This is a genomic window from Streptococcus ilei (genome assembly GCF_000479335.1).
GTDB classification, from domain to species: domain Bacteria; phylum Bacillota; class Bacilli; order Lactobacillales; family Streptococcaceae; genus Streptococcus; species Streptococcus ilei.
On sequence record NC_022584.1, the window covers coordinates 1,827,669 to 1,848,931 of the forward strand.

At 42.1% G+C, this 21,263-nt stretch carries 21 protein-coding genes, 1 tRNA gene and 1 pseudogene; 22 read left to right on the forward strand and 1 reads right to left on the reverse strand.

The window, feature by feature from the left end:
* Positions 1-9 precede the first annotated feature (9 nt).
* Positions 10-1,593: an ATP-binding cassette domain-containing protein gene (locus N596_RS08665; protein WP_023022159.1), complete on the reverse strand. Its 1,584-nt coding sequence runs from the start codon at positions 1,591-1,593 to the stop codon at positions 10-12.
* A gap of 191 nt (positions 1,594-1,784) precedes the next feature.
* On the opposite strand from N596_RS08665, the gene N596_RS08670 reads away from it, so the two are divergent.
* The 22 genes and pseudogenes from N596_RS08670 (at position 1,785) to N596_RS08770 (ending at position 21,262) form a co-directional block, all read left to right on the forward strand.
* Positions 1,785-2,048 (forward strand): type II toxin-antitoxin system RelB/DinJ family antitoxin, encoded by a 264-nt coding sequence (locus N596_RS08670; protein WP_023027648.1) that lies wholly within the window; start codon positions 1,785-1,787, stop codon positions 2,046-2,048.
* Positions 2,041-2,319, forward strand: coding sequence for a type II toxin-antitoxin system YafQ family toxin (locus N596_RS08675; protein WP_023027649.1), 279 nt, complete (start codon positions 2,041-2,043; stop codon positions 2,317-2,319). Before N596_RS08670 ends, N596_RS08675 begins: the two co-directional genes overlap by 8 nt.
* A 37-nt stretch (positions 2,320-2,356) precedes the next feature.
* The gene (locus N596_RS08680; protein ID WP_023027650.1) at positions 2,357-3,034 is read left to right on the forward strand and encodes a DUF8309 domain-containing protein; all 678 of its coding nucleotides are present in this window, start codon (positions 2,357-2,359) and stop codon (positions 3,032-3,034) included.
* A 15-nt stretch (positions 3,035-3,049) separates the two neighbouring features.
* Positions 3,050-3,199 carry a hypothetical protein gene (locus tag N596_RS10280; RefSeq protein WP_023027651.1) on the forward strand — a complete coding sequence of 50 codons (150 nt, stop codon included), beginning with the start codon at positions 3,050-3,052 and terminating at the stop codon, positions 3,197-3,199.
* Between the two features lie 19 nt (positions 3,200-3,218).
* Entirely contained in the window at positions 3,219-4,460 is a 1,242-nt protein-coding gene (locus tag N596_RS08690; protein WP_023027652.1) for an aminopeptidase, read from the forward strand.
* Positions 4,461-4,991: 531 nt separating this feature from the next.
* Positions 4,992-5,108: pseudogene (locus N596_RS10465) on the forward strand (YSIRK-type signal peptide-containing protein); the annotation flags it as partial.
* Positions 5,109-5,321: 213 nt separating this feature from the next.
* Positions 5,322-8,975 (forward strand): family 20 glycosylhydrolase, encoded by a 3,654-nt coding sequence (locus N596_RS10385; protein WP_444547698.1) that lies wholly within the window; start codon positions 5,322-5,324, stop codon positions 8,973-8,975.
* Positions 8,976-9,121: 146 nt separating this feature from the next.
* Positions 9,122-9,868, forward strand: a complete 747-nt coding sequence (gene truA / locus N596_RS08700) for a tRNA pseudouridine(38-40) synthase TruA (protein WP_023027654.1) — start codon at positions 9,122-9,124, stop codon at positions 9,866-9,868.
* On the forward strand, positions 9,861-10,622 hold the full coding sequence (locus tag N596_RS08705) for a bifunctional hydroxymethylpyrimidine kinase/phosphomethylpyrimidine kinase (RefSeq protein WP_023027655.1): 762 nt from the start codon (positions 9,861-9,863) through the stop codon (positions 10,620-10,622). Before truA ends, N596_RS08705 begins: the two co-directional genes overlap by 8 nt.
* Positions 10,612-11,082, forward strand: a complete 471-nt coding sequence (locus N596_RS08710) for an ECF transporter S component (protein WP_023027656.1) — start codon at positions 10,612-10,614, stop codon at positions 11,080-11,082. Before N596_RS08705 ends, N596_RS08710 begins: the two co-directional genes overlap by 11 nt.
* A gap of 3 nt (positions 11,083-11,085) precedes the next feature.
* Positions 11,086-11,649 carry a TIGR01440 family protein gene (locus tag N596_RS08715; protein ID WP_023027657.1) on the forward strand — a complete coding sequence of 188 codons (564 nt, stop codon included), beginning with the start codon at positions 11,086-11,088 and terminating at the stop codon, positions 11,647-11,649.
* Between the two features lie 218 nt (positions 11,650-11,867).
* The gene (tig, locus tag N596_RS08720; RefSeq protein ID WP_023027658.1) at positions 11,868-13,151 is read left to right on the forward strand and encodes a trigger factor; all 1,284 of its coding nucleotides are present in this window, start codon (positions 11,868-11,870) and stop codon (positions 13,149-13,151) included.
* A 218-nt stretch (positions 13,152-13,369) separates the two neighbouring features.
* Entirely contained in the window at positions 13,370-13,948 is a 579-nt protein-coding gene (gene rpoE / locus N596_RS08725; protein WP_023022170.1) for a DNA-directed RNA polymerase subunit delta, read from the forward strand.
* A 215-nt stretch (positions 13,949-14,163) separates the two neighbouring features.
* On the forward strand, positions 14,164-14,859 hold the full coding sequence (locus N596_RS08730) for a B3/B4 domain-containing protein (protein WP_023027659.1): 696 nt from the start codon (positions 14,164-14,166) through the stop codon (positions 14,857-14,859).
* 127 nt (positions 14,860-14,986) lie between these two features.
* Positions 14,987-15,072: transfer RNA gene (locus N596_RS08735), tRNA-Leu, on the forward strand.
* A gap of 179 nt (positions 15,073-15,251) precedes the next feature.
* Positions 15,252-16,133 carry a class II fructose-bisphosphate aldolase gene (locus tag N596_RS08740; RefSeq protein WP_023027660.1) on the forward strand — a complete coding sequence of 294 codons (882 nt, stop codon included), beginning with the start codon at positions 15,252-15,254 and terminating at the stop codon, positions 16,131-16,133.
* Between the two features lie 154 nt (positions 16,134-16,287).
* A complete protein-coding gene (locus N596_RS08745; protein WP_023027661.1) occupies positions 16,288-17,043 on the forward strand; it encodes a DeoR/GlpR family DNA-binding transcription regulator in 756 nt (251 codons plus the stop codon).
* A 213-nt stretch (positions 17,044-17,256) separates the two neighbouring features.
* Positions 17,257-17,682 carry a galactose-6-phosphate isomerase subunit LacA gene (gene lacA / locus N596_RS08750; RefSeq protein WP_023027662.1) on the forward strand — a complete coding sequence of 142 codons (426 nt, stop codon included), beginning with the start codon at positions 17,257-17,259 and terminating at the stop codon, positions 17,680-17,682.
* Between the two features lie 16 nt (positions 17,683-17,698).
* Positions 17,699-18,214, forward strand: coding sequence for a galactose-6-phosphate isomerase subunit LacB (gene lacB, locus N596_RS08755; protein WP_023027663.1), 516 nt, complete (start codon positions 17,699-17,701; stop codon positions 18,212-18,214).
* Positions 18,215-18,225: 11 nt separating this feature from the next.
* Positions 18,226-19,155 carry a tagatose-6-phosphate kinase gene (locus N596_RS08760; protein WP_023027664.1) on the forward strand — a complete coding sequence of 310 codons (930 nt, stop codon included), beginning with the start codon at positions 18,226-18,228 and terminating at the stop codon, positions 19,153-19,155.
* A gap of 1 nt (position 19,156) precedes the next feature.
* Complete coding sequence (lacD, locus tag N596_RS08765; protein ID WP_023027665.1) at positions 19,157-20,137, forward strand: tagatose-bisphosphate aldolase; 981 nt, start codon at positions 19,157-19,159, stop codon at positions 20,135-20,137.
* A gap of 291 nt (positions 20,138-20,428) precedes the next feature.
* Positions 20,429-21,262, forward strand: coding sequence for a PRD domain-containing protein (locus tag N596_RS08770; protein WP_023027667.1), 834 nt, complete (start codon positions 20,429-20,431; stop codon positions 21,260-21,262).
* The last annotated feature ends 1 nt before the right edge of the window (position 21,263 follow it).

Below are 21,263 nucleotides of genomic sequence, written 5' to 3' on the forward strand. Positions count from 1 at the left end.
GCCATTTATCTATAAGGTAATAACGTGATCAAACTCTTCCAATATTTCTGGATTTTGATCATGAGTAATGACAATAACAATTGCATCTTTAATGGATAGAATGTAGTCCATTATTTCTTTTGCTTTTATTGGATCAAGGTTACTTGTAGGTTCGTCAAATATATAAACTGAATATGTTTTGACTAAAAACCTAGCTAAATCAATTCGTTGCTTTTCTCCTTCTGAAATGATTTTGTTTGATTGAGCTAGGTTTTTACGAAGGAAGTCTTCATTAAAACCTAAGGATTTTCTTAATTTTTCAGTTAAATGAAGGTTTCTAGCCAATTTGATATTCTCTAGAATATTGCCTTCAATTAGAAAGTCATTTTTTTGCACAAACGCAATATCTTTATATAACTCCTCTGAGGGCATATCAATATTCTGTTTTCCGTTGATTTTTATTTCTCCATCATAAAGATTTTTTGGATAATAATTTAGTATTAATTTTACTAAAGTTGTTTTCCCAGTTCCTGAAGCACCGATAATCGCATAGCGCTTGCCTTTTTTAAATTCATAGGAAAAATGATCAAATAATATTCTATTTTCAATTTCATAATATAATTGGCTAATAGAAATAGTCGAAATGTTATCACAATCAATTGTACTTGTTTTATGGAAAGTTCCATGATTTGTCTCATATAGATTTTCTTGGATATTATCAATAATGGACTTGCTACTGCTGATTAAATTTTTATTGTAAAGAATAGATTGTAATGGAGCAAAAACACCGTTTAATAATTGAATACTTGCTACTAGTAGTCCAATAGTCAGTAAGTTATTTCTTACAAAAAAGATACCAGCGACCATACAGGATAGTTGAGAGCCAAAACTTAGTAAAATTCCAGTAGTTGAAGCTAAGTCTTTTAAGAATTGATATGTCTTTCTGGACTCTTCAAATTCTAAACTGATTCCCTGAATTTTTTCTTGGGTCCAGCTTTGAATATTTAATAACTTAATTTGTTCAAAACCATTAATAAAGTTTGTCATTTTTGACAAATAGTGACTATTTTGTAGGGAATAATTATTAGTTGCTTTAGTCATTAACTTTCCAGGAATTTGAGATAGAAAAATCGTTATACTCGACAATAAAAGAAAGACTAATGCTAATCGCCATTCTATATAGATAATGGCAACCACACTCATGATAAGGGTCCCTAAATTTGCAATTAGAGAGATTCTAGGAATCAATAAATTTTCTTGAATAAGGTCACTATTTTTGGTGATATTATTTAAGAAATCTGAATGGTTACGGTTGTCAATTTGGTTAAATTCACGCGATAAATAATGTAATAAGAGACCCTTTTTTAGATCTATAATAACTTTTTTTACATATTGATTTTTAAGATAGGAATAAGAACAAGAGATAAAGAACCACAGTAAAATTAAACTTACACAAATAGTGATATGAAAGAGTAATCCACTATTTGAATTAGTTATACTATCAAGTATTCTTCCTAATTGAAGAGAGAAGAATGTCATTAAAAGAGCACTTGTCAAACTTAATAAAATAATCAAGAAATATAGTAATTTATATTGTTTCATAATCTGGTTCATATTTTTCACCTCTTAATCTATGATAGCAACATTATATTCTAAAACTAAAACTCAGGCTGAGATCTCCCATATTTGGGACATTAATTTTATTTCTTTACTATATTTTAGCTAACAGCTATCCATTGTATATCCAATGGGTTTACATTAGCCGTCTTTTTTGTTAAAATAATCAATAGAAAGAAGGTGAGAATATGCCAAAGACGAGTATGAGCATCCGTCTGGATAGTGAGGTTAAGGAGCAGGCCCAACAGGTTTTTAATCATTTAGGAATGGATATGACAACAGCTATCAATATTTTCCTTCGTCAGGCAATTCAATATCAGGGTTTGCCTTTTGATGTTAGGCTTGATGAGAATCAAAAATTGCTCCAAGTAGTAATGGATGTAGACCAAAATCGTAATATGAGTCAGTCTTTTGAATCTGTCTCAGACTTGATGGAGGACTTGCGTGCTTAAAATTCGTTACCATAAACAGTTTAAAAAAGATTTTAAGTTGGCTATGAAGCGTGGGTTGAAGGCAGAATTATTAGAAGAAGTATTGAATTTTCTTGTTCAAGAAAAAGAACTTCCTGCTAGATATCGCGACCATCAATTGACGACGTCCAAACATTTTCAAGGGGTTCGTGAGTGTCATATCCAACCAGATTGGCTTTTGGTCTATAAGGTAGACAAGTCGGAATTGATTTTAAACTTGCTGAGGACAGGAAGTCATAGTGATTTGTTTTAATGGATTCAAGGATCCTCGCTCGCTTTGAGGTTGGCTAATGATAGAAAAGAAAAAAAGAGCAACACCCTGGAAGTCAGGGAAAGTCATTTCCATTCGCCTACGGAATGGCGTCTATGTCTTAGCGCAAATGGTCCGAGAGCCCTATCTGGTGTTTTTTAACCATTTTAAGGAGGATAATAGCTGGAAGGGAGTGACCTTGAAAGAGGAGGATATTCTCTTTTGTAAAGCAGTCACTCGTCAGTTTCTACGCTCTAGTCCTGTAACGATTATCAAAGATCTTGAGCCTCTGTTAGATTATCGGCTACCCAAAGAATGGATTTACAGCCATATGGAAGGGCATCCGATTACGGTTTCGGTGAAGGGACGGGAGCGCCAACTTGCAGGTTTTGGTAGACGTTGTTCTTTGGTTCTAGCGGATAAGGATAGTGGACAACCAGAGGATAATCCTCTAATGGGACTCTTCCAAGCCTATATCCTACCAGATATCCAAGAGCAAGATTGGGAGCGGGTAGGTCAGGCTGAGCTCATGTCGATTGAAGCCTTTCCGACGCTCAATGAACGTCTCTATCTCTGCTTTCTCCATGGGAAAAATGTGAATCCAGAGCTAGATATCTCTTTAGGAAAGCCCCTGCCCAATGATTATGAAACCTATATCGATATTCTTACCAACAGCCCAGAGGCACGACTCCTCTATCTAGGTGAGGAGGATGACTAAGAAAGGAATGGAACGATGAGGGTGAAAATTTTTGCAGAAGACAAACCTGCTCAAAAAACATTTAACTATCAATTAGAGTTAGATACCGATACAATTTTAAAAGTCACTGCCTTGGTCTGCTCCACTATCGTAGTAGCAAACCTCTTGTCACTCTTAAAGGATTAATATAGAAAAGGATTGAAAAATGGTTTTACCAAATTTTAAAGAAAACTTAGAAAAATATGCTAAATTGTTAGTTGCGAACGGAGTTAATGTGCAACCTGGCCATACCTTGGCTTTGAACATCGATGTGGAGCAAAGAGAATTAGCCCACTTGATCGTGAAAGAAGCCTATGCCTTGGGTGCTCACGAAGTCATTATCCAATGGGCGGATGACTTCACTAACCGGGAAAAATTCCTCCATGCCCCGATGGATCGCTTGGACAATGTACCTGACTACAAGATTGCAGAGATGAACTACCTCTTGGACCACAAGGCGAGTCGCTTGGGTGTGCGCTCGTCTGATCCAGGTGCCTTAAATGGCGTTGATTCAGAGAAACTTTCTTCTTCTGCTAAGGCTTTGGGCATGGCCATGAAACCCATGCGCATCGCCACTCAGGCTAACAAGGTCAGCTGGACAGTTGCAGCAGCAGCAGGGGTAGAATGGGCGAAAAAAGTCTTCCCAAATGCGGCTAGCGACGAAGAAGCAGTGGATCTCCTGTGGGATCAAATCTTCAAGACTTGTCGAGTTTACGAAGAAGATCCGGTTAAGGCTTGGGAAGAGCATGCTGCTATTCTCAAGAGCAAGGCAGATACACTTAACAAAGAGCAATTCTCAGCCCTTCATTACACAGCACCTGGAACAGATTTGACCCTTGGTTTACCGAAAAACCACGTTTGGGAATCAGCCGGAGCGATCAATGCCCAAGGCGAAGGCTTCTTGCCAAATATGCCGACAGAAGAGGTCTTCACAGCTCCTGACTTCCGTCGCGCAGAAGGTTATGTCACTTCTACAAAACCGCTTAGCTACAATGGGAATATCATCGAAGGGATCAAAGTGACCTTTGAAAATGGGGAAATTGTAGATATTACAGCTGAAAAAGGTGATCAAGTCATGAAAGATTTGGTCTTCAAAAACAAGGGAGCGCGTGCCTTGGGTGAATGTGCCCTCGTACCAGACCCAAGCCCAATTTCCCAATCAGGCATTACCTTCTTTAATACCCTCTTTGATGAAAATGCCTCTAACCACTTGGCCATCGGAGCAGCCTATGCAACTAGTGTAGAAGGTGGCGCAGAGTTTACAGAAGAAGAACTCGAAGCAGCAGGACTTAACCGCTCAGACGTCCACGTCGACTTCATGATTGGCTCAAGCCAAATGGATATCGACGGCATCCGAGAAGACGGCACTCGCGTCCCAGTATTCCGCAACGGAGATTGGGCAATATAGGGAGCAGGACAGAAATCGGTAAACGCAGTCTCGATTTCGTAGTCCTGCCCCCGCACAGTTGATTAGGAAGTACAAGTACCGTAGGTAGGAGTAGTTCCAATCAACCACTGCGCCGAGAGACAGAAATCAGTAACTCGAAGAGTTTGATTTCTTCCTCGCTTCTCGATTTCAAGGCTCGGGCAAAAAAGGTCCCCCGAACCTTTTTAGTCCCCCCGCCCAGTTGATTCAAAAGGGGCTTGCTCCGCAATCTCTATCCGCACCTTAAAACTGTGTTTTGAGCAATCAACCACTGCGCTAAGAGACAGAAGTCGGTAACTCAGAGCGTTTGTTTTTTGAGAATAAAAATAAAGAGTTTGGTTTTAACAGTCAAGCTCTTTTTCTTGTGTCCGCTAGTTTTAATAAAATATAGGGATAAAATTTTATAGCTTCTTCTCTTAATTAAAGAACATTTCAAAGAAGCCTTGACGAGGGCAGGCTTTCTAGATAGACTGAGAGTAAGCGTTTACACACAACAAAATTTAGGAGGTCCTGATGAAATCACATCAACCACGTTATGCTATTCGCAAGTATGCTGTAGGAGTTGCTTCGGTACTGGTTGGCTTTTTTGCCAGTGGTCAAGTTGTAGCAGCAGATACGCCGAGCGTTACAGAAAGTCCTGCAACGACTCTTCCGACGCAAGCAAGTGAAGGAGATTTGCCTCCCTCTACTACTGAGGAAGCTACTCAGCCAGCAGTAGAAAAACCAATTGTTCCTGCTCCGATCGTCGATCAAAGTCAACCGACCCTACCTGATCGAGAATTACGCGCATCCGATCTTGATCGCTTGATTCGTGAAGAAGCAATCTCTGTCACAGAAGCTGATGTGGCAGCTCAACCGGTAACAGCAACGACTGAAACACCAGCTAAAGATCCAGAGCAAGAAGAAAAATTGGCTAAGAAAAAGGTCATCTCTATCGATGCCGGTCGCAAATACTTCTCACCTGATCAAATCAAGGAAATCATTGATGAAGCTAGTAAGACGGGCTATACCGATTTGCATCTCTTAGTTGGAAATGATGGTTTGCGCTTTGTTCTTGATGATATGTCCTTGCAGGTAGGAGATACGTCCTACTCTAGCCAGGCGGTGAAGGAAGCAGTCGAAAAAGGAACCAAAGCTTATTATGATGATCCAAATGGAACAGCCTTGACTCAGGCTCAAATGGATGACATTTTGGCTTATGCCAAATCCAAGAATATAGGCGTGATTCCAACGATCAATAGCCCAGGGCACATGGATGCAATTCTGACAGCTATGGAGCAATTGGGGATCGAAAACCCTCACTTCAATTACTTTGGTACGAAAAAATCAGAACGGACCGTTGATTTAGACAACCAAAAAGCCCTAGATTTCACCAAAGCCTTGGTGGACAAGTATGCGGCTTATTTCAGTGGCAAGACAGAAATCTTTAACATTGGTTTGGACGAATATGCCAATGATGCAACAGATGCCCATGGTTGGCAAGTCCTTCAAGCCAGCAAGTATTGGCCAGACGAAGGCTATCCAGACAAAGGATACGAAAAATTCATCCAATATGCCAATGATCTAGCGGCTATTGTGAAAAAACACAAGATGAAGCCAATGGCCTTCAACGATGGTATCTACTACAATGGCGATACTTCCTATGGAACTTTTGATAAGGATATCATTGTATCCTACTGGACAGGTGGTTGGAATGGCTATGATGTTGCTTCATCCAAGCTTTTGTCTGAACTAGGCCATCAAATTCTTAATACCAATGATGCTTGGTACTATGTCCTCGGTCGTGACAAAGCTGGATCAGGTTGGTACAATCTTGATCAAGGTCTTGAAGGAATTTCTAAATCAGCGATCGATTCCGTTCAGAAAAATGATGGGGCTAAGGTTCCCTTCATCGGTGGAATGGTAGCTGCCTGGGCAGATACGCCATCCGCAACCTACAAAAAAGAGCTTCTCTTTAAGCTCATGCACGCTTTTGCGGACAAGAACGCGGACTACTTTGTAGCAGATCCTGAAGTGGTTGAAAAAGCTCTTGCAGAAGCTCCAACTGATTTGGATCACTATACACCAGAGTCTCTAGTAGCCTTTACAGAAGCTAAAAAAGCTTTGGAAGGGGTAGGAGCAGACACGACTCGAGCAGAAGCGAAAGAACTGATTGCTTCTCTCAAAGCCGCTCAAGAGGCCTTGGTCCATACAGAAAGCTATGCCAAAGAGTTGGCGGACAAGGAAGCTGCTGAAAAACTAGCTAAGAGCAAAGTGATTTCCATTGACGCAGGGCGCAAATACTTCTCACTGGATCAGTTGAAACGAATCGTGGATAAGGCCAGTGAGCTAGGGTACTCTGACTTGCACCTCCTTGTCGGAAATGATGGTATGCGCTTTGTCCTCGATGATATGACCCTGGAGGCAAATGGCAAAACCTACACTAGCGACGATGTGAAAGCTGCTATCCTTGAAGGAACCAAGGCCTATTATGACGATCCAAATGGTCAAGCCTTGACCCAAGCAGAAATGGATGAGTTGCTAGCTTATGCTACCTCAAAAGGCATTGGTTTGATCCCAGCAGTCAATAGTCCAGGCCACATGGATGCCATTTTGGTAGCGATGCAAAAACTAGGTATCGAACATCCGCAAGCGACCTTTGATACGGTTTCCAAGACAACTATGGACCTGACCAACGAAGAAGCAGTCAACTTTACTAAGGCCCTAATTGGCAAGTACATGGACTATTTTAAAGGCAAGTCTAAGATCTTTAACTACGGAACAGACGAATACGCCAATGATGCCACTAATGCTCAAGGTTGGTACTACCTCAAATGGTATGAGCTCTATGGTAAATTTGCGGACTACGCCAACAGTCTTGCTGCCATGGCCCGCGAAAAAGGCTTGCAGCCAAATGACGATCCAAATGGTCAAGCCTTGACCCAAGCAGAAATGGATGAGTTGCTAGCTTATGCTACCTCAAAAGGCATTGGTTTGATCCCAGCAGTCAATAGTCCAGGCCACATGGATGCCATTTTGGTAGCGATGCAAAAACTAGGTATCGAACATCCGCAAGCGACCTTTGATACGGTTTCCAAGACAACTATGGACCTGACCAACGAAGAAGCAGTCAACTTTACTAAGGCCCTAATTGGCAAGTACATGGACTATTTTAAAGGCAAGTCTAAGATCTTTAACTACGGAACAGACGAATACGCCAATGATGCCACTAATGCTCAAGGTTGGTACTACCTCAAATGGTATGAGCTCTATGGTAAATTTGCGGACTACGCCAACAGTCTTGCTGCCATGGCCCGCGAAAAAGGCTTGCAGCCAATGGCCTTTAACGATGGCTTCTACTATGGAGACGAAGATGATGTTGCCTTTGACAAGGATGTCTTAATTTCTTACTGGTCTAAAGGATGGTGGGGCTACAATTTGGCATCACCACAGTACCTAGCAGACAAGGGCTACAAATTCCTCAACACCAACGGTGACTGGTACTATGTTTTGGGCCACAAGGGAGAGCAAAGTTATCCACTCGAAAAAGCCATCCAAAATACAGAAACCGTTCCGTTTGAACAATTAGCTTCAACTAAATACCCTGATGTGAAATTGCCGGTGTCCGGAAGTATGTTGGGAATCTGGGCAGATGAACCAGCCAATGAATACAAGGAAGAAGAAATCTTTGAACTTATGACTGCCTTTGCCAACCACAATAAGGACTATTTCAAAGCTGACTATACGGCCCTTCGTTCGGCTCTTGCCAGTGTTCCAACAGATCTTTCCATCTATACAGAGGAATCACGTTCAGCTCTTGCGAAAGTTTTGGATACATTGAACTGGACGATCAGTCGTGCCCATCAAGAAAAGGTAGATGAGCAAGTGACAAGCCTAACTCAAGCTCTCAGCCAGTTGAAACCAATCACCCAAGTGGGAAGCCAAGCAGAAAATGATGTCAGAGCCTTGGTAGAAGACAAACCAAGCTTGGAAATTGTTGAAAAAGAACTGGATTTTGAAGTCGTCGAACGTACGAATCCAGACTTAGCTAAGGGCGAACGGAAAGTGATTCAGACTGGTGCCAAAGGCCAACATCGTGAATTTGTTGCAGTATCTGCTCTTGATCAGAGTCGCCAAGTAGTAGGAACAGAAGTTTCGAAAGAAGCTGTTTCTGAGATTGTGGAAGTAGGAACCAAGGAGGCAAAAGTAGTCACTCCGACTCCAGGTTTACAGGATAGTCCAAGTCCTCAAGCAGACCGACCTCAAGTCGGTCAAGGAGGTCATCATCAAGTCAGACCAGTAGCTCCTGAAGTGAAGCCACTTGTGAACGCTCAACCAGCTCCAGTTGCTTCAGATCAAAAACCAGTAGAAGAGGCTAAGCTAGCACCGGTGCATGATCAAACACCATCTAGCCAACAGCTTCCTGAAACTGGCCAAGAGTCTATCTTAGGTTTGGCCTTGCTTGGAGCCATCTTAGGAGCGACAGGTATGAGTCTCAAAGGACGGGAAGAAGACTAATCAGCCCCCCGATTGAACTAAGTTTTTCTAGTTTTCCAGAAATGGAAAAGGAAAGACTTGGTTCTTTTTTTGTCCTAAAAACTGTACCCGGACAGTTGTTGCTTTTCTGCCTTGTTCCGCTTGGATGAACTTGATAAAATAAAAACATGACACGATACAAAGCAACTATTTCTTACGATGGAACTCTATTTGCGGGTTTCCAACGACAACCGCATGCACGTAGTGTGCAAGAAGAAATCGAGAAGACCTTGATGCGTCTGAACCATGGACAGGCAGTGACCATCCATGGCGCGGGCCGGACGGATGCAGGCGTCCATGCCCTTGGGCAGGTCATCCATTTTGATCTCCCTCAGCCACGGGATGAGGAGAAGCTCCGCTTTGCTCTGGATACCCAGACCCCAGAGGATATTGATTTCATCCGGGTGGAGCAAGTAGCAGATGACTTTCACTCACGTTACAAGAAGCACAGCAAGACCTACGAATTCATCGTGGATTATGGCCGCCCCAAGAATCCCATGATGCGCCACTATGCAACTTCCTATCCTTACCCCTTGGATGTGGCCAAGATGCAAGAAGCCATCCAAAAATTGGAGGGGACCCACGATTTCACTGGCTTCACAGCTTCGGGAACCAGTGTGGAAGACAAGGTTCGCACGATTACAGAGGCTCGCTTGGTCGAGGACGTGGCAAATCATCGTCTTCTCTTTACCTTTTCGGGCAATGGCTTTCTCTACAAGCAAATCCGTAATATGGTGGGAACTTTGTTGAAGATCGGAAATGATCGGATGCCGATCGAGCAGATCGATCTGATTTTAGAAAAGAAGGACCGCAATCTAGCAGGTCCTACAGCAGCGCCAAATGGCTTATATTTAAAGGAGATCCGTTATGAGTAATGAATTGATTCTAGCTATTTCAGGAAATGATATTTTTAGTGGGGGAGGTCTTCACGCTGACCTGGCCACCTATACAACCAACAAACAGCATGGCTTTGTAGCAGTGACTTGTTTGACCGCTATGACCGAGCACGGTTTTGAAGTCATTCCGGTGGATCCGACGACCTTTGCTCAACAGCTCAACTCTCTCAAGGATGTTCCTTTTTCTGCTATTAAACTCGGCCTCTTGCCAAATGTCCAAGTGGCAGACTTAGCCTTGGACTATGTCAAAGCCCATGCGGAGATTCCTGTGGTACTAGACCCTGTCTTGGTCTGCAAGGAAACTCATGACGTGGAAGTGTCAGCCCTTCGAGATGAATTGATCAAGTTCTTCCCTTATGTGACCATCATCACGCCAAACTTACCAGAAGCTGAGATCTTGACTCAAAGCAAGATTCAATCGCTCGACGATATGAAGGAGGCCGCTCGTAAGCTCCATGAATTAGGAGCAGCGACTGTCGTGGTCAAAGGGGGCAATCGCCTCAACAAGGAAAAAGCCATCGATGTCTTTTATGACGGCCAAGACTTTACGGTCTTCGAAGAAGACGTTTTAGAAAAGAATAATACAGGAGCTGGTTGTACTTTTGCCTCTAGCATAGCAAGCCAGTTAGTCCAAGGGAAGGCAACCTTAGAAGCTGTCAAAGCCTCTAAAGACTTTGTCTACCAAGCCATTCAAAAATCAGATCAATATGGAGTAGTTCAATATGACCAATAAACGGACCCAAGTAATCGCGCATTTAGCCATTTTAACCGCCTTGACAGTTGTACTAGGCTATTATACTAAGTTGCCAACTCCTACCGGGATGGTGACCTTGCTGGATCTAGGTGTATACTTCACCGCCTTTTATTTGGGGCGCAAAGAAGGAGCAGTAGTTGGTGGTCTTGGCGCCTTTCTCTTAGACCTCGTCTCCGGTTATCCTCAATGGATGTTCTTTAGTCTTCTTTTCCACGGAGCTCAAGGCTACTTTGCTGGCTTTAAAGGAAAAGCCCGCTATATCGGTCTGTTACTTGCTACTGTCATCATGGTAGGTGGCTATGCACTAGCTTCAGCGCTCTTTTTAGGAAACAACTGGGGGCCAGCCTTAGCGGAGATTCCTCATAATTTGGTTCAAAACTTCGTTGGTATGGCTCTAGGATATGCTCTTTATCATTTCTTACCAAAGAAGGGAAATTAGAAGATGGAGTTGGAGCAATTAAAAAGAGAAACCCAGGAAATCTTGCTGGATCTTTTATCCAAGGCTCATCTGCGTCAGGGGCAAATCCTTGTGTTAGGCCTGTCAACCAGCGAGGTCGCTGGAGCAAGTATCGGTAAGAACTCAAGTTTAGAGATTGGGCAAGCCATTGTAAAAACCATCCTAAATACCCTAACTCCCAAAGGGATTTATTTAGCGGTTCAAGGATGTGAACATCTTAACCGAGCTCTGGTGGTCGAACGTGAACTAGCAGAAAAGAAAGACTTAGAAATCGTTAATGTACTACCGAGCCTCCATGCGGGAGGTGCCGGTCAGTTGGCAGCTTTTAGTTATATGAAAGACCCCGTCGAAGTTGAATTTATCACAGCTCAGGCGGGTTTGGATATTGGAGATACCTCTATCGGGATGCATGTCAAGCATGTGCAAGTACCTGTTCGTCCTGTCTTGAAAGAACTGGGGGGCGCTCATGTGACGGCTCTAGCCAGTCGTCCGAAGTTAATCGGAGGGGCGCGTGCTTCTTACCAAGAAGATCCGCTTCGAAAATCTTAATAAGAAGGAAACTAGTTCAAGACATGGACTAGTTTTTTTGTTTCGGGACCAATTTTGAGAGAGGAAAGGGATTTGAAATCTATTGGTCTGCAGAAATCACTATAAAATTGCTAAAAAAGAAGCAGTTTCCACAAAACCAGGATGCCCAAAAACTTGCATTTTCGAAGTTTTATGGTAAAATTATTAGGAATGACTATATTATTTTAAGGAGAGACAGAATGTCTGTATCATTTGAAAACAAAGAAACAAACCGCGGTGTATTGACTTTCACCATTAGTCAAGAACAAATTAAACCAGCTTTAGATCGCGTGTTTGAATCTGTTAAGAAAAACTTGAACGTACCAGGATTCCGTAAAGGTCACCTTCCACGTCCAATCTTCAACCAACGTTTTGGTGAAGAATCACTTTATCAAGATGCTTTGAACGATCTTCTTCCGGCAGCTTATGAAGCAGCAGTAAAAGAAGCAGGTCTTGAAGTTGTTGCTCAACCAACTTTTGACGTTGTATCAATGGAAAAAGGTCAAGATTGGACTTTGACAGCAAATGTTGTTACAAAACCAGAAGTAAAATTGGGTGCTTACAAAGACCTTGAAGTATCTGTAGACGTTTCTAAAGAAGTAACAGATGAAGATGTAGATGCACGTATCGAACGCGAACGCAACAACTTGGCTGAATTGGTTATCAAAGAAGGACCAGCAGCTGAAGGTGATACAGTTGTGATCGACTTTGTAGGTTCTGTTGACGGTGTTGAGTTTGACGGAGGAAAAGGAGATAACTTCTCACTTGGACTTGGTTCAGGTCAATTCATCCCAGGTTTTGAAGACCAATTGGTTGGACACTCTGCTGGTGAAACAGTTGATGTGATCGTAACTTTCCCAGAAGACTACCAAGCAACTGACCTTGCAGGTAAAGAAGCGAAATTCGTGACAACTATCCACGAAGTAAAAGCAAAAGAAGTACCAGCTCTTGACGATGAATTGGCAAAAGACATCGATGAAGAAGTTGAAACTCTCGCTGAATTGAAAGAAAAATACCGCAAAGAGTTGGCTGAAGCGAAAGAAGAAGCTTACAAAGATGCAGTTGAGTCAGCAGCAATTGATCTTGCGGTAGAAAATGCAGAAATCGTTGACCTTCCAGAAGAAATGATCCACGAAGAAGTACACCGTGCTGTTAATGAATTCCTTGGAAACTTGCAACGTCAAGGAATCTCTCCAGACATGTACTTCCAAATCACTGGAACAACTCAAGAAGATCTTCACAAACAATATGAAGCAGACGCAGCAGCACGTACTAAGACAAACCTTGTCGTAGAAGCGGTTGCCAAAGCAGAAGGCTTCGAAGCAACTGACGAAGAAGTAACTGCAGAAATCGAACAATTGGCAGCAGATTACAACATGCCAGTTGAACAAGTTCGCAGCTTGCTTTCACCAGAAATGTTGAAACATGATATCGCTGTGAAGAAAGCTGTTGAAGTGATCACGAGCACTGCGAAAGTAAAATAAAAAAGATGATCTTCCATCTTTATGGAAAGCAATCATAAGAGGAAAAGCTGAGGCCATGTGTCCCGGCTTTTCTCTTCTTATTGGCGCGGAATTTTCCTTTGACGAAAGGGGAAAATTATCGTACAATAGAGTGTAACGATAAATGATGTATTCTAGGGGTATCCTCTTTTTTAATGAAAAAGAGTGATGCCTTGAGATGAAAATGAAGGAGATCTACCTTGGAATTAGAAGTATTTGCTGGACAAGAAAAAAGTGAACTTTCAATGATTGAAGTAGCCCGTGCCATTTTGGAGTCACGTGGCCGTGATCATGAAATGTATTTTAATGACCTGGTCAATGAAATTCAAAACTACCTCGAAAAATCAAACAGTGAAATTCGTGAAGCTCTTCCATTGTTCTATACGGAATTAAATGTGGATGGAAGCTTTATCCCACTAGGAGATAACAAATGGGGACTTCGCTCATGGTATGCCATCGATGAGGTAGATGAAGAAATCATCGCTCTTGAAGAAACAGATGAAGACGAAGAGCCTAAGAAACGTAAGAAAAAACGTGTCAACGCCTTTATGGATGGAGATGAAGACGCGATTGATTACAATGCGGATGATCCAGAAGACGAAGATGTCTATGAAGCAGATCCAGCGCTTACTTACGATGATGAAAACCCAGAAGATGAGAAGGATGAAGTGGAAGCATATGACGCTGAAATTAATGAAATCTCACCAGATGAGTTGGATGTGGAAGTTGAGTTAACTGACGAAGAAGACGAAGAAGAGTCTTACGAAGAAGAAGAATAATCCAAAAAAGAGGCTGGGACAAAAGTCCTAGCCTCTTTATTTTCTTTGGATTGTCGAGCAGGACGCAGTGGTTGAGTGGGCTCTACTACACTGATTTCATCGGCTTTTACAGCCCTACTCAACTATCCCACTCTCTTTTCTTTACTTGAAGGATGGTTCAAGGAGGAGTATAATGAGGGTGTAAGCCTAACCTAGCACAGAAGGAGGAAGGAAATATGGACTGGATACTGAATCAAAGTTTGGTGGATTTAGGGATTGAGACGGTAGTGATTGGAGTAGCAAAACAGGTGAATCCACAAGCTCCCTTATCTGAAGAATTTTTAGCTAAAAAGAAGGAAATGGAAGATTGGGCTTTAAATTGCGACCTCAGCTCGGTGAAAGAGGAGCCGGTTGTACAAGGCTACCTTGACTTATTGAAGGATGTGGGGCGTAGTGTTAAGAAGAACCCACCGACTATTCTTGCTTTGATTAAGAATATTCAAAGTCGTGGCTTCCTTCCTACGATTAATAGTGTGATTGATATCTATAATGTCGAATGCCTCAGTTCCTTTTTAGCCATCGGAGGGCATGATTTAGATAAGATCCAGGGGCCAATCGAATTTACGATTAGCCAAAGAGAGGATAGCTTTTTGCCCATCTTATCAACCGAAAAGCATGTTAGTGAAAGCGATCCGGTCTACCGAGATCAACAAGGTATTATGGCCTGGCTAGATGTGAGAGATGGTGAACGCTACAAGATGGAGGAGACTACCCGTAATGTCCTCTTTATCATACAGGGGAATCGAGCGACCTCTGTAGAGATGCGCTTGGAAGCACTCGATCAGATCAGAGAAGATTTGCTCTCATGCATGCCTGATTTAGAATTTGAAAAGTTTCTGGTTACGCCCAGTGAGACAATTCCAGTCCCTTAAAGGAGTCCTTCATCAAGGAGGATTTGTCAGCATCTAAACAGGAGAGAAAAGTGTAGACTTTGAAAAAAGTTTGAAAAAAATCTTGACAAGAAAGTAGAAGATTGATATACTAGTAAGGTACTCAATCGCGGGGATGGCGGAATTGGCAGACGCGCAGGACTAAGGATCCTGTGACCGCTTTAGGTCGTGAGGGTTCAAGTCCCTCTCTCCGCATCGGATTATCGAGATAGCTTCGGCTATCTTTTTTTCTTGTTCATTTAGCAGAAAGACAGCTTGAAAAGAGAAGAAAACGCTTTAAAGGTTCAGGAAAAGCTAGCATTTTCAATGAAAAAGTGATAAAATAAACAATGTAAGTGGTTTAACCACAAAAAATTAGAGGAGGCCTACTACTAATGGCAATCGTTTCAGCAGAAAAATTTGTCCAAGCAGCTCGTGACAATGGTTACGCAGTTGGTGGATTTAACACAAACAACCTTGAGTGGACTCAAGCTATCTTGCGTGCAGCAGAAGCTAAAAAAGCTCCAGTTTTGATCCAAACTTCTATGGGTGCTGCTAAATACATGGGTGGTTACAAAGTAGCTCGCAACATGATCGCTAACCTTGTTGAAGCAATGGGTATCACTGTACCAGTTGCAATCCACTTGGACCATGGTCACTACGAAGATGCTCTTGAGTGTATCGAAGTTGGTTACACTTCAATCATGTTCGACGGATCACACCTTCCAGTTGAAGAAAACCTTAAATTGGCAAAAGAAGTTGTAGAAAAAGCTCACGCTAAAGGTATCTCAGTTGAGGCTGAAGTTGGTACAATCGGTGGTGAAGAAGATGGTATCGTTGGTAAAGGTGAATTGGCACCAATCGAAGATGCTAAAGCAATGGTTGCTACAGGAATTGACTTCTTGGCAGCAGGTATTGGTAACATCCACGGTCCATACCCAGCAAACTGGGAAGGTCTTGACCTTGACCACTTGAAGAAATTGACAGAAGCTCTTCCAGGATTCCCAATCGTATTGCACGGTGGTTCAGGTATCCCTGATGACCAAATCCAAGAAGCTATCAAACTTGGTGTTGCGAAAGTTAACGTAAACACTGAGTGCCAAATCGCATTCGCTAACGCAACTCGTCAATTCGTACGTGAATACGATGCAAACGAAGCAGAATACGACAAGAAGAAACTCTTCGACCCACGTAAATTCTTGAAACCAGGATTCGAAGCAATCACAGCTTCAGTTGAAGAACGTATCGACGTATTCGGTTCAGAAAACAAAGCTTAATTTCGCTTGAAACGATATTAACCAGAGGCTTATCCGTGAGGATAAGCCTTTTTGATTTCTCTTTTTTGGAAAAATGTTTGTTTCAAACAAATAATGATTGCGATTCTGACAGTTTAAGGTTATAATAAACAAAAACGAAGCAAGTAGGTAGGAAATGAAGAAACAGGAAAGACTGAATGAGATTATCAATCTAGTCAATAAGGCTGGAACCGTTTACGTTCAAGATATAATGGAAAGTATGCAGGTGTCGGATATGACGGTCCGTCGTGATTTGATTGAACTGGAAAAACAGGGGCTGATTATTCGGGTTCGAAACGGAGCTAAAAGTAACCAATTCCTCCCTTCACGAGAACTTCCTCATGAAGAGAAGTTGCTCAAGAATATACTGGCTAAGCGTGAGGTAGCGAAGAAAGCTTGCGAACTGATAAAAGAAGGTGAGAGTATCTTCCTTGGACCTGGGACCTCTGTTGAAGTTCTTTCCGAAGCTATTAATAATAAGGAATTGCGCGTGGTGACCAACTGTCTGCCGATTTTCCAAGAGTTGTTAAAGAAGAAAAGTGATACCTTTAAGGTAATCCTCTTGGGAGGGGAGCTACGAGAAACCAGCCAAGCTTTTGTCGGCGAGATAACGAACACTCTCATGGAAAGAATGTACTTCCACAAGATGTTTTTTAGTGGGAATGGCATTGTGGATGGGCGCGTTCTGACCTCTTCTTTTGAAGAAGCCTATACGCAAAAGTTGGCTTTAGAACGTTCTTCCGAAGCCTACCTACTGATTGATTCCTCCAAGATTGGTAAAGAAGACTTTACCTCTATCTGCTCCTTAAAGAAAGTGACGGCAGTGATAACGGACGATGCATCTGAGAAAGCACATGAAGAATTAGAGGAGTATACACGAGTGATTGTATAAATGATGAACTGAAAAAAGAGAGAATCATTCTCTCTTTTTGTTTGTTATAAACAGAATAAGATTGAAAATTAAAACAAAAATGAAAAAAATAAACAAATATAGTTGACAACAAACAAAATTAGCGCTATACTATGTTTGTGAACAACAAAACGAAGTCGGATGAAGAAAGAGGAGAACTTTCTTTGTTGACGGAAATATAAAAAGGAGAATCATATGGCAATTGTAGTTGGTGCGGATGCAGCAGGTATTCGCTTAAAAGAAGTAGTCAAAGAGTGTTTGGAAGCAGAAGGTTTCCAAGTGGTGGATGTTACTGAAGAAGGGCAAGACTTTGTTGATGTGACCTTGGCTGTTGCAAAAGAAGTGAAACAAGCAGAAGACAATCTTGGGATTGTTATTGACGCTTATGGAGCAGGTCCTTTCATGGTCGCAACTAAAATTAAAGGAATGGTTGCGGCAGAAGTTTCAGATGAGCGTTCAGCTTATATGACTCGTGGTCATAACAATTCTCGCATGATCACCATGGGTGCTCAAATCGTGGGTGACCAATTGGCGAAAAATATTGCCAAGGGATTTGTTAACGGTAAGTATGACGGTGGTCGCCACCAAATCCGTGTGGATATGCTCAACAAGATGTGCTAAAGGGAGGAGTAAAAGAATGAAAATTGCAATTGGATGTGACCATATTGTCACGAATGAAAAAATGGCTGTTTCAGAATTTTTGAAATCAAAAGGCTATGAGGTCCTTGATTTCGGAACCTATGACCATGCTCGCACCCACTACCCAATTTTTGGGAAAAAAGTCGGAGAAGCTGTAGCTAGTGGTCTTGCAGATTTTGGAGTATGTATCTGTGGAACTGGCGTTGGGATTAACAACGCGGTTAACAAGGTCCCTGGAATCCGTTCAGCCTTGGTCCGCGATATGACAACTGCACTTTATGCCAAAGAAGAACTCAATGCCAACGTCATTGGTTTCGGTGGGAAAGTAACTGGTGAATTGCTCATGTGCGATATTATTGAAGCTTTCATTCATGCAGAATACAAACCAAGTGAAGAAAATAAGAAATTGATTGCCAAGATTCAACATTTGGAAACCCACAACGACCATCAAGAAGATGAGGATTTCTTCACAGAATTCCTTGAAAAATGGGACCGTGGGGAATACCACGACTAAGAGGTGAGTCTATGATACTAACGGTAACCATGAACCCTTCAATCGACATTTCCTATCCATTAGAAACTTTACACTTGGATACGGTCAATCGAGTTGACAAGGTAAGCAAAACCGCAGGAGGGAAGGGTCTCAATGTCACACGGGTCCTTGCAGAGATTGGAGATCCTGTCTCGGCAACTGGTCTGATTGGTGGTTCAACAGGCCAATTTATTTTGGACCATCTAGATCAGGAAATCGGCAAAGAATTCTTTGAAATTCAAGGGGAGACCCGGAATTGTATTGCGATCCTCCACGAAGGTCAACAAACAGAAATCTTAGAAAAAGGTCCATCTGTTTCTGAAGAAGAAGGGCAAGCATTTCTGGCTCACTTTGAAGCTTTGCTTCCAGATGTAGCAGTTGTTGCTATCTCAGGAAGTTTACCAGCTGGTTTACCAGTTGATTATTATGTGAAATTAGTCGAGCGTGCTAAGAAGGCAGGAAAACCAGTTGTTCTGGATTGTTCAGGTGTTTCCTTGGAAAAAGCTCTAGCAGCTCCTATTAAACCAACGGTTATCAAGCCCAATAATGAAGAGTTGTCTCAACTCTTGGGCTACGAGGTGACCAAGGATCTGGATCAATTAAAAGAGGTCCTTCAATCTAACTTGTTTAAAGGGATTGACTGGGTCATCGTCTCCCTAGGAGCTGACGGTGCCTTTGCCAAACATGGTGATGTCTTCTATAAAGTGGACATTCCAAAAATTGAAGTGGTCAATCCAGTAGGATCTGGTGATTCGACAGTTGCTGGGATTGCCTCAGCTCTCTATCATCAGGAAGACGACCAAGCACTTTTAACCAAAGCCAATGTCCTTGGCATGTTGAATGCTCAAGAAGCAACGACAGGCCATATCAATATTCATCGCTATGATGATTTGTATCAACAGATAAATGTAAAAGAGGTATAAGATGGTATTAACAGAACAAAAACGCAACTATTTAGAAAAATTGAGCACCAAAGAGGGTGTGATCTCAGCCTTAGCCTTTGACCAACGTGGCGCTTTGAAACGCCTCATGGCTCAATATCAAGACACAGAACCAACAGTGGCTCAAATGGAAGAATTGAAGGTCTTGGTGGCTGAAGAATTGACGCCATTCGCATCTTCTATGCTCTTGGACCCTGAGTATGGACTTCCAGCGACTAAGGTTTTGGATGCGGAAGCGGGGCTCTTGTTGGCTTATGAAAAAACAGGCTACGACACTTCAAGCACCAAGCGTCTGCCAGACTGCCTCAACCTTTGGTCAGCTAAACGCATCAAAGAACAAGGTGCAGATGCAGTGAAATTCTTGCTCTACTATGATGTGGATAGTGCTGATGAACTCAACCAAGAAAAACAAGCCTATATCGAACGCATCGGTTCAGAATGTGCGGCAGAAGAAATTCCATTCTTCCTTGAAATCTTGGCTTACGATGAAACCATCGCTGATGCAGGTTCTGTAGAATACGCTAAAGTGAAACCTCGCAAAGTCATCGAAGCTATGAAAGTCTTCTCAGACCCACGCTTTAACATCGATGTTTTGAAAGTAGAAGTTCCTGTTAACGTCAAATACGTAGAAGGCTTTGGAGATGGTGAAATTGTTCATAGCCGTGAAGAGGCTGCAGCCTTCTTTAAAGAACAAGAAGCAGCAACTAACCTTCCATATATCTACTTGAGTGCAGGTGTTTCTGCTAAACTCTTCCAAGAAACCTTAGTTTTTGCGCATGAAGCAGGAGCGAACTTCAACGGAGTTCTTTGTGGCCGTGCAACTTGGGCTGGATCTGTAGAAGCCTACATCAAGAATGGGGAAGCTGCAGCTCGTGAATGGTTGCGTACCGAAGGTCGTCGCAACATTGAAGAACTCAACCAAGTCTTGGACCAAGTCGCAACTTCTTGGAAAGAGCGTATTTAACAGTGTAGACCACTCCTTTAACGATGGGCGTTCGAATTTCCTTGAAGAGCCCAGAGAATACAACGATAAACAGCTATTTGTTAGAAAAAAACAAAAAAGTTAAAAAGTTGTTAAGAAAGGGTTTACAAAAACAAAAGCGTGTGCTATACTTAATCCATAAGTGAATACAAGGTGAGTGTTAGTAAGTTAGATTACGCATGATCACAGATGAATCGGGGAGAAACCTCTCTGATCTCATTTGTGGTCATTTTTTATACCCTAAACCTTAAATAAACTATCAAGGAGAGTACCATGTATCGGATTTTGAATCCACTCAATCACAATGTTGCTCTGGTGAGGAATGACAAAGGGGAAGAACTGATTGTCATTGGAAAAGGAATCGTTTTTGGGAAAAAGAAGGGCGACCTAGTCCCTAAAGAAAAGGTAGAAAAGCTCTTTCGGATGAAAACAGAGGAATCCCGAGAGAACTTTATGACCCTGCTAAAAGATGTTCCGTTAGACTTCATCACAGTGACCTACGAGATGATTGATTACTTGATCAAAAAGTATCACTATCCCGTTCAAGAATATATTTATGTGACCTTGACCGACCACATGTTTTGCTCTTACCAAGCAATGACCCAAGGCAGGTATAAGGAAAGTAATCTTTTGGATATCTCGGAGAACTATCCAGTGGCTTTTGAGATTGCCAAAGAGGCAGTAGATATCTATCGGGAGAAGCTCACAACTAGCTTCCCTGAAGATGAGATCACTCGCATCGCCTATCATTTCATCAACGCAGAAGGTGAAAATGGAGTGGAAATCGTGGATTCCATGGACCAGCGCAAAGAAATCTTAAAAGGTGTGGAAGAGGTTTTGGATAGTTACTCAATCAAACGAACCGAGACCAACAATAACTTTTATGATCGCTTCATGATTCATCTCAACTACTTCTTGGATTACCTGGATCGCAATCGAGACGATAATCAATCACTTCTAGATATGGAGGAGCACATCAAAAGCTCCTATCCCAAAGCCTTTGAGATTGGTTCCAAGATTTATGATGTGATTTCTAGGGAGACTGGAGTTGACTTGTACAAGAGCGAACGGGTCTATCTTGTCTTACACATTCAACGATTATTGTAAC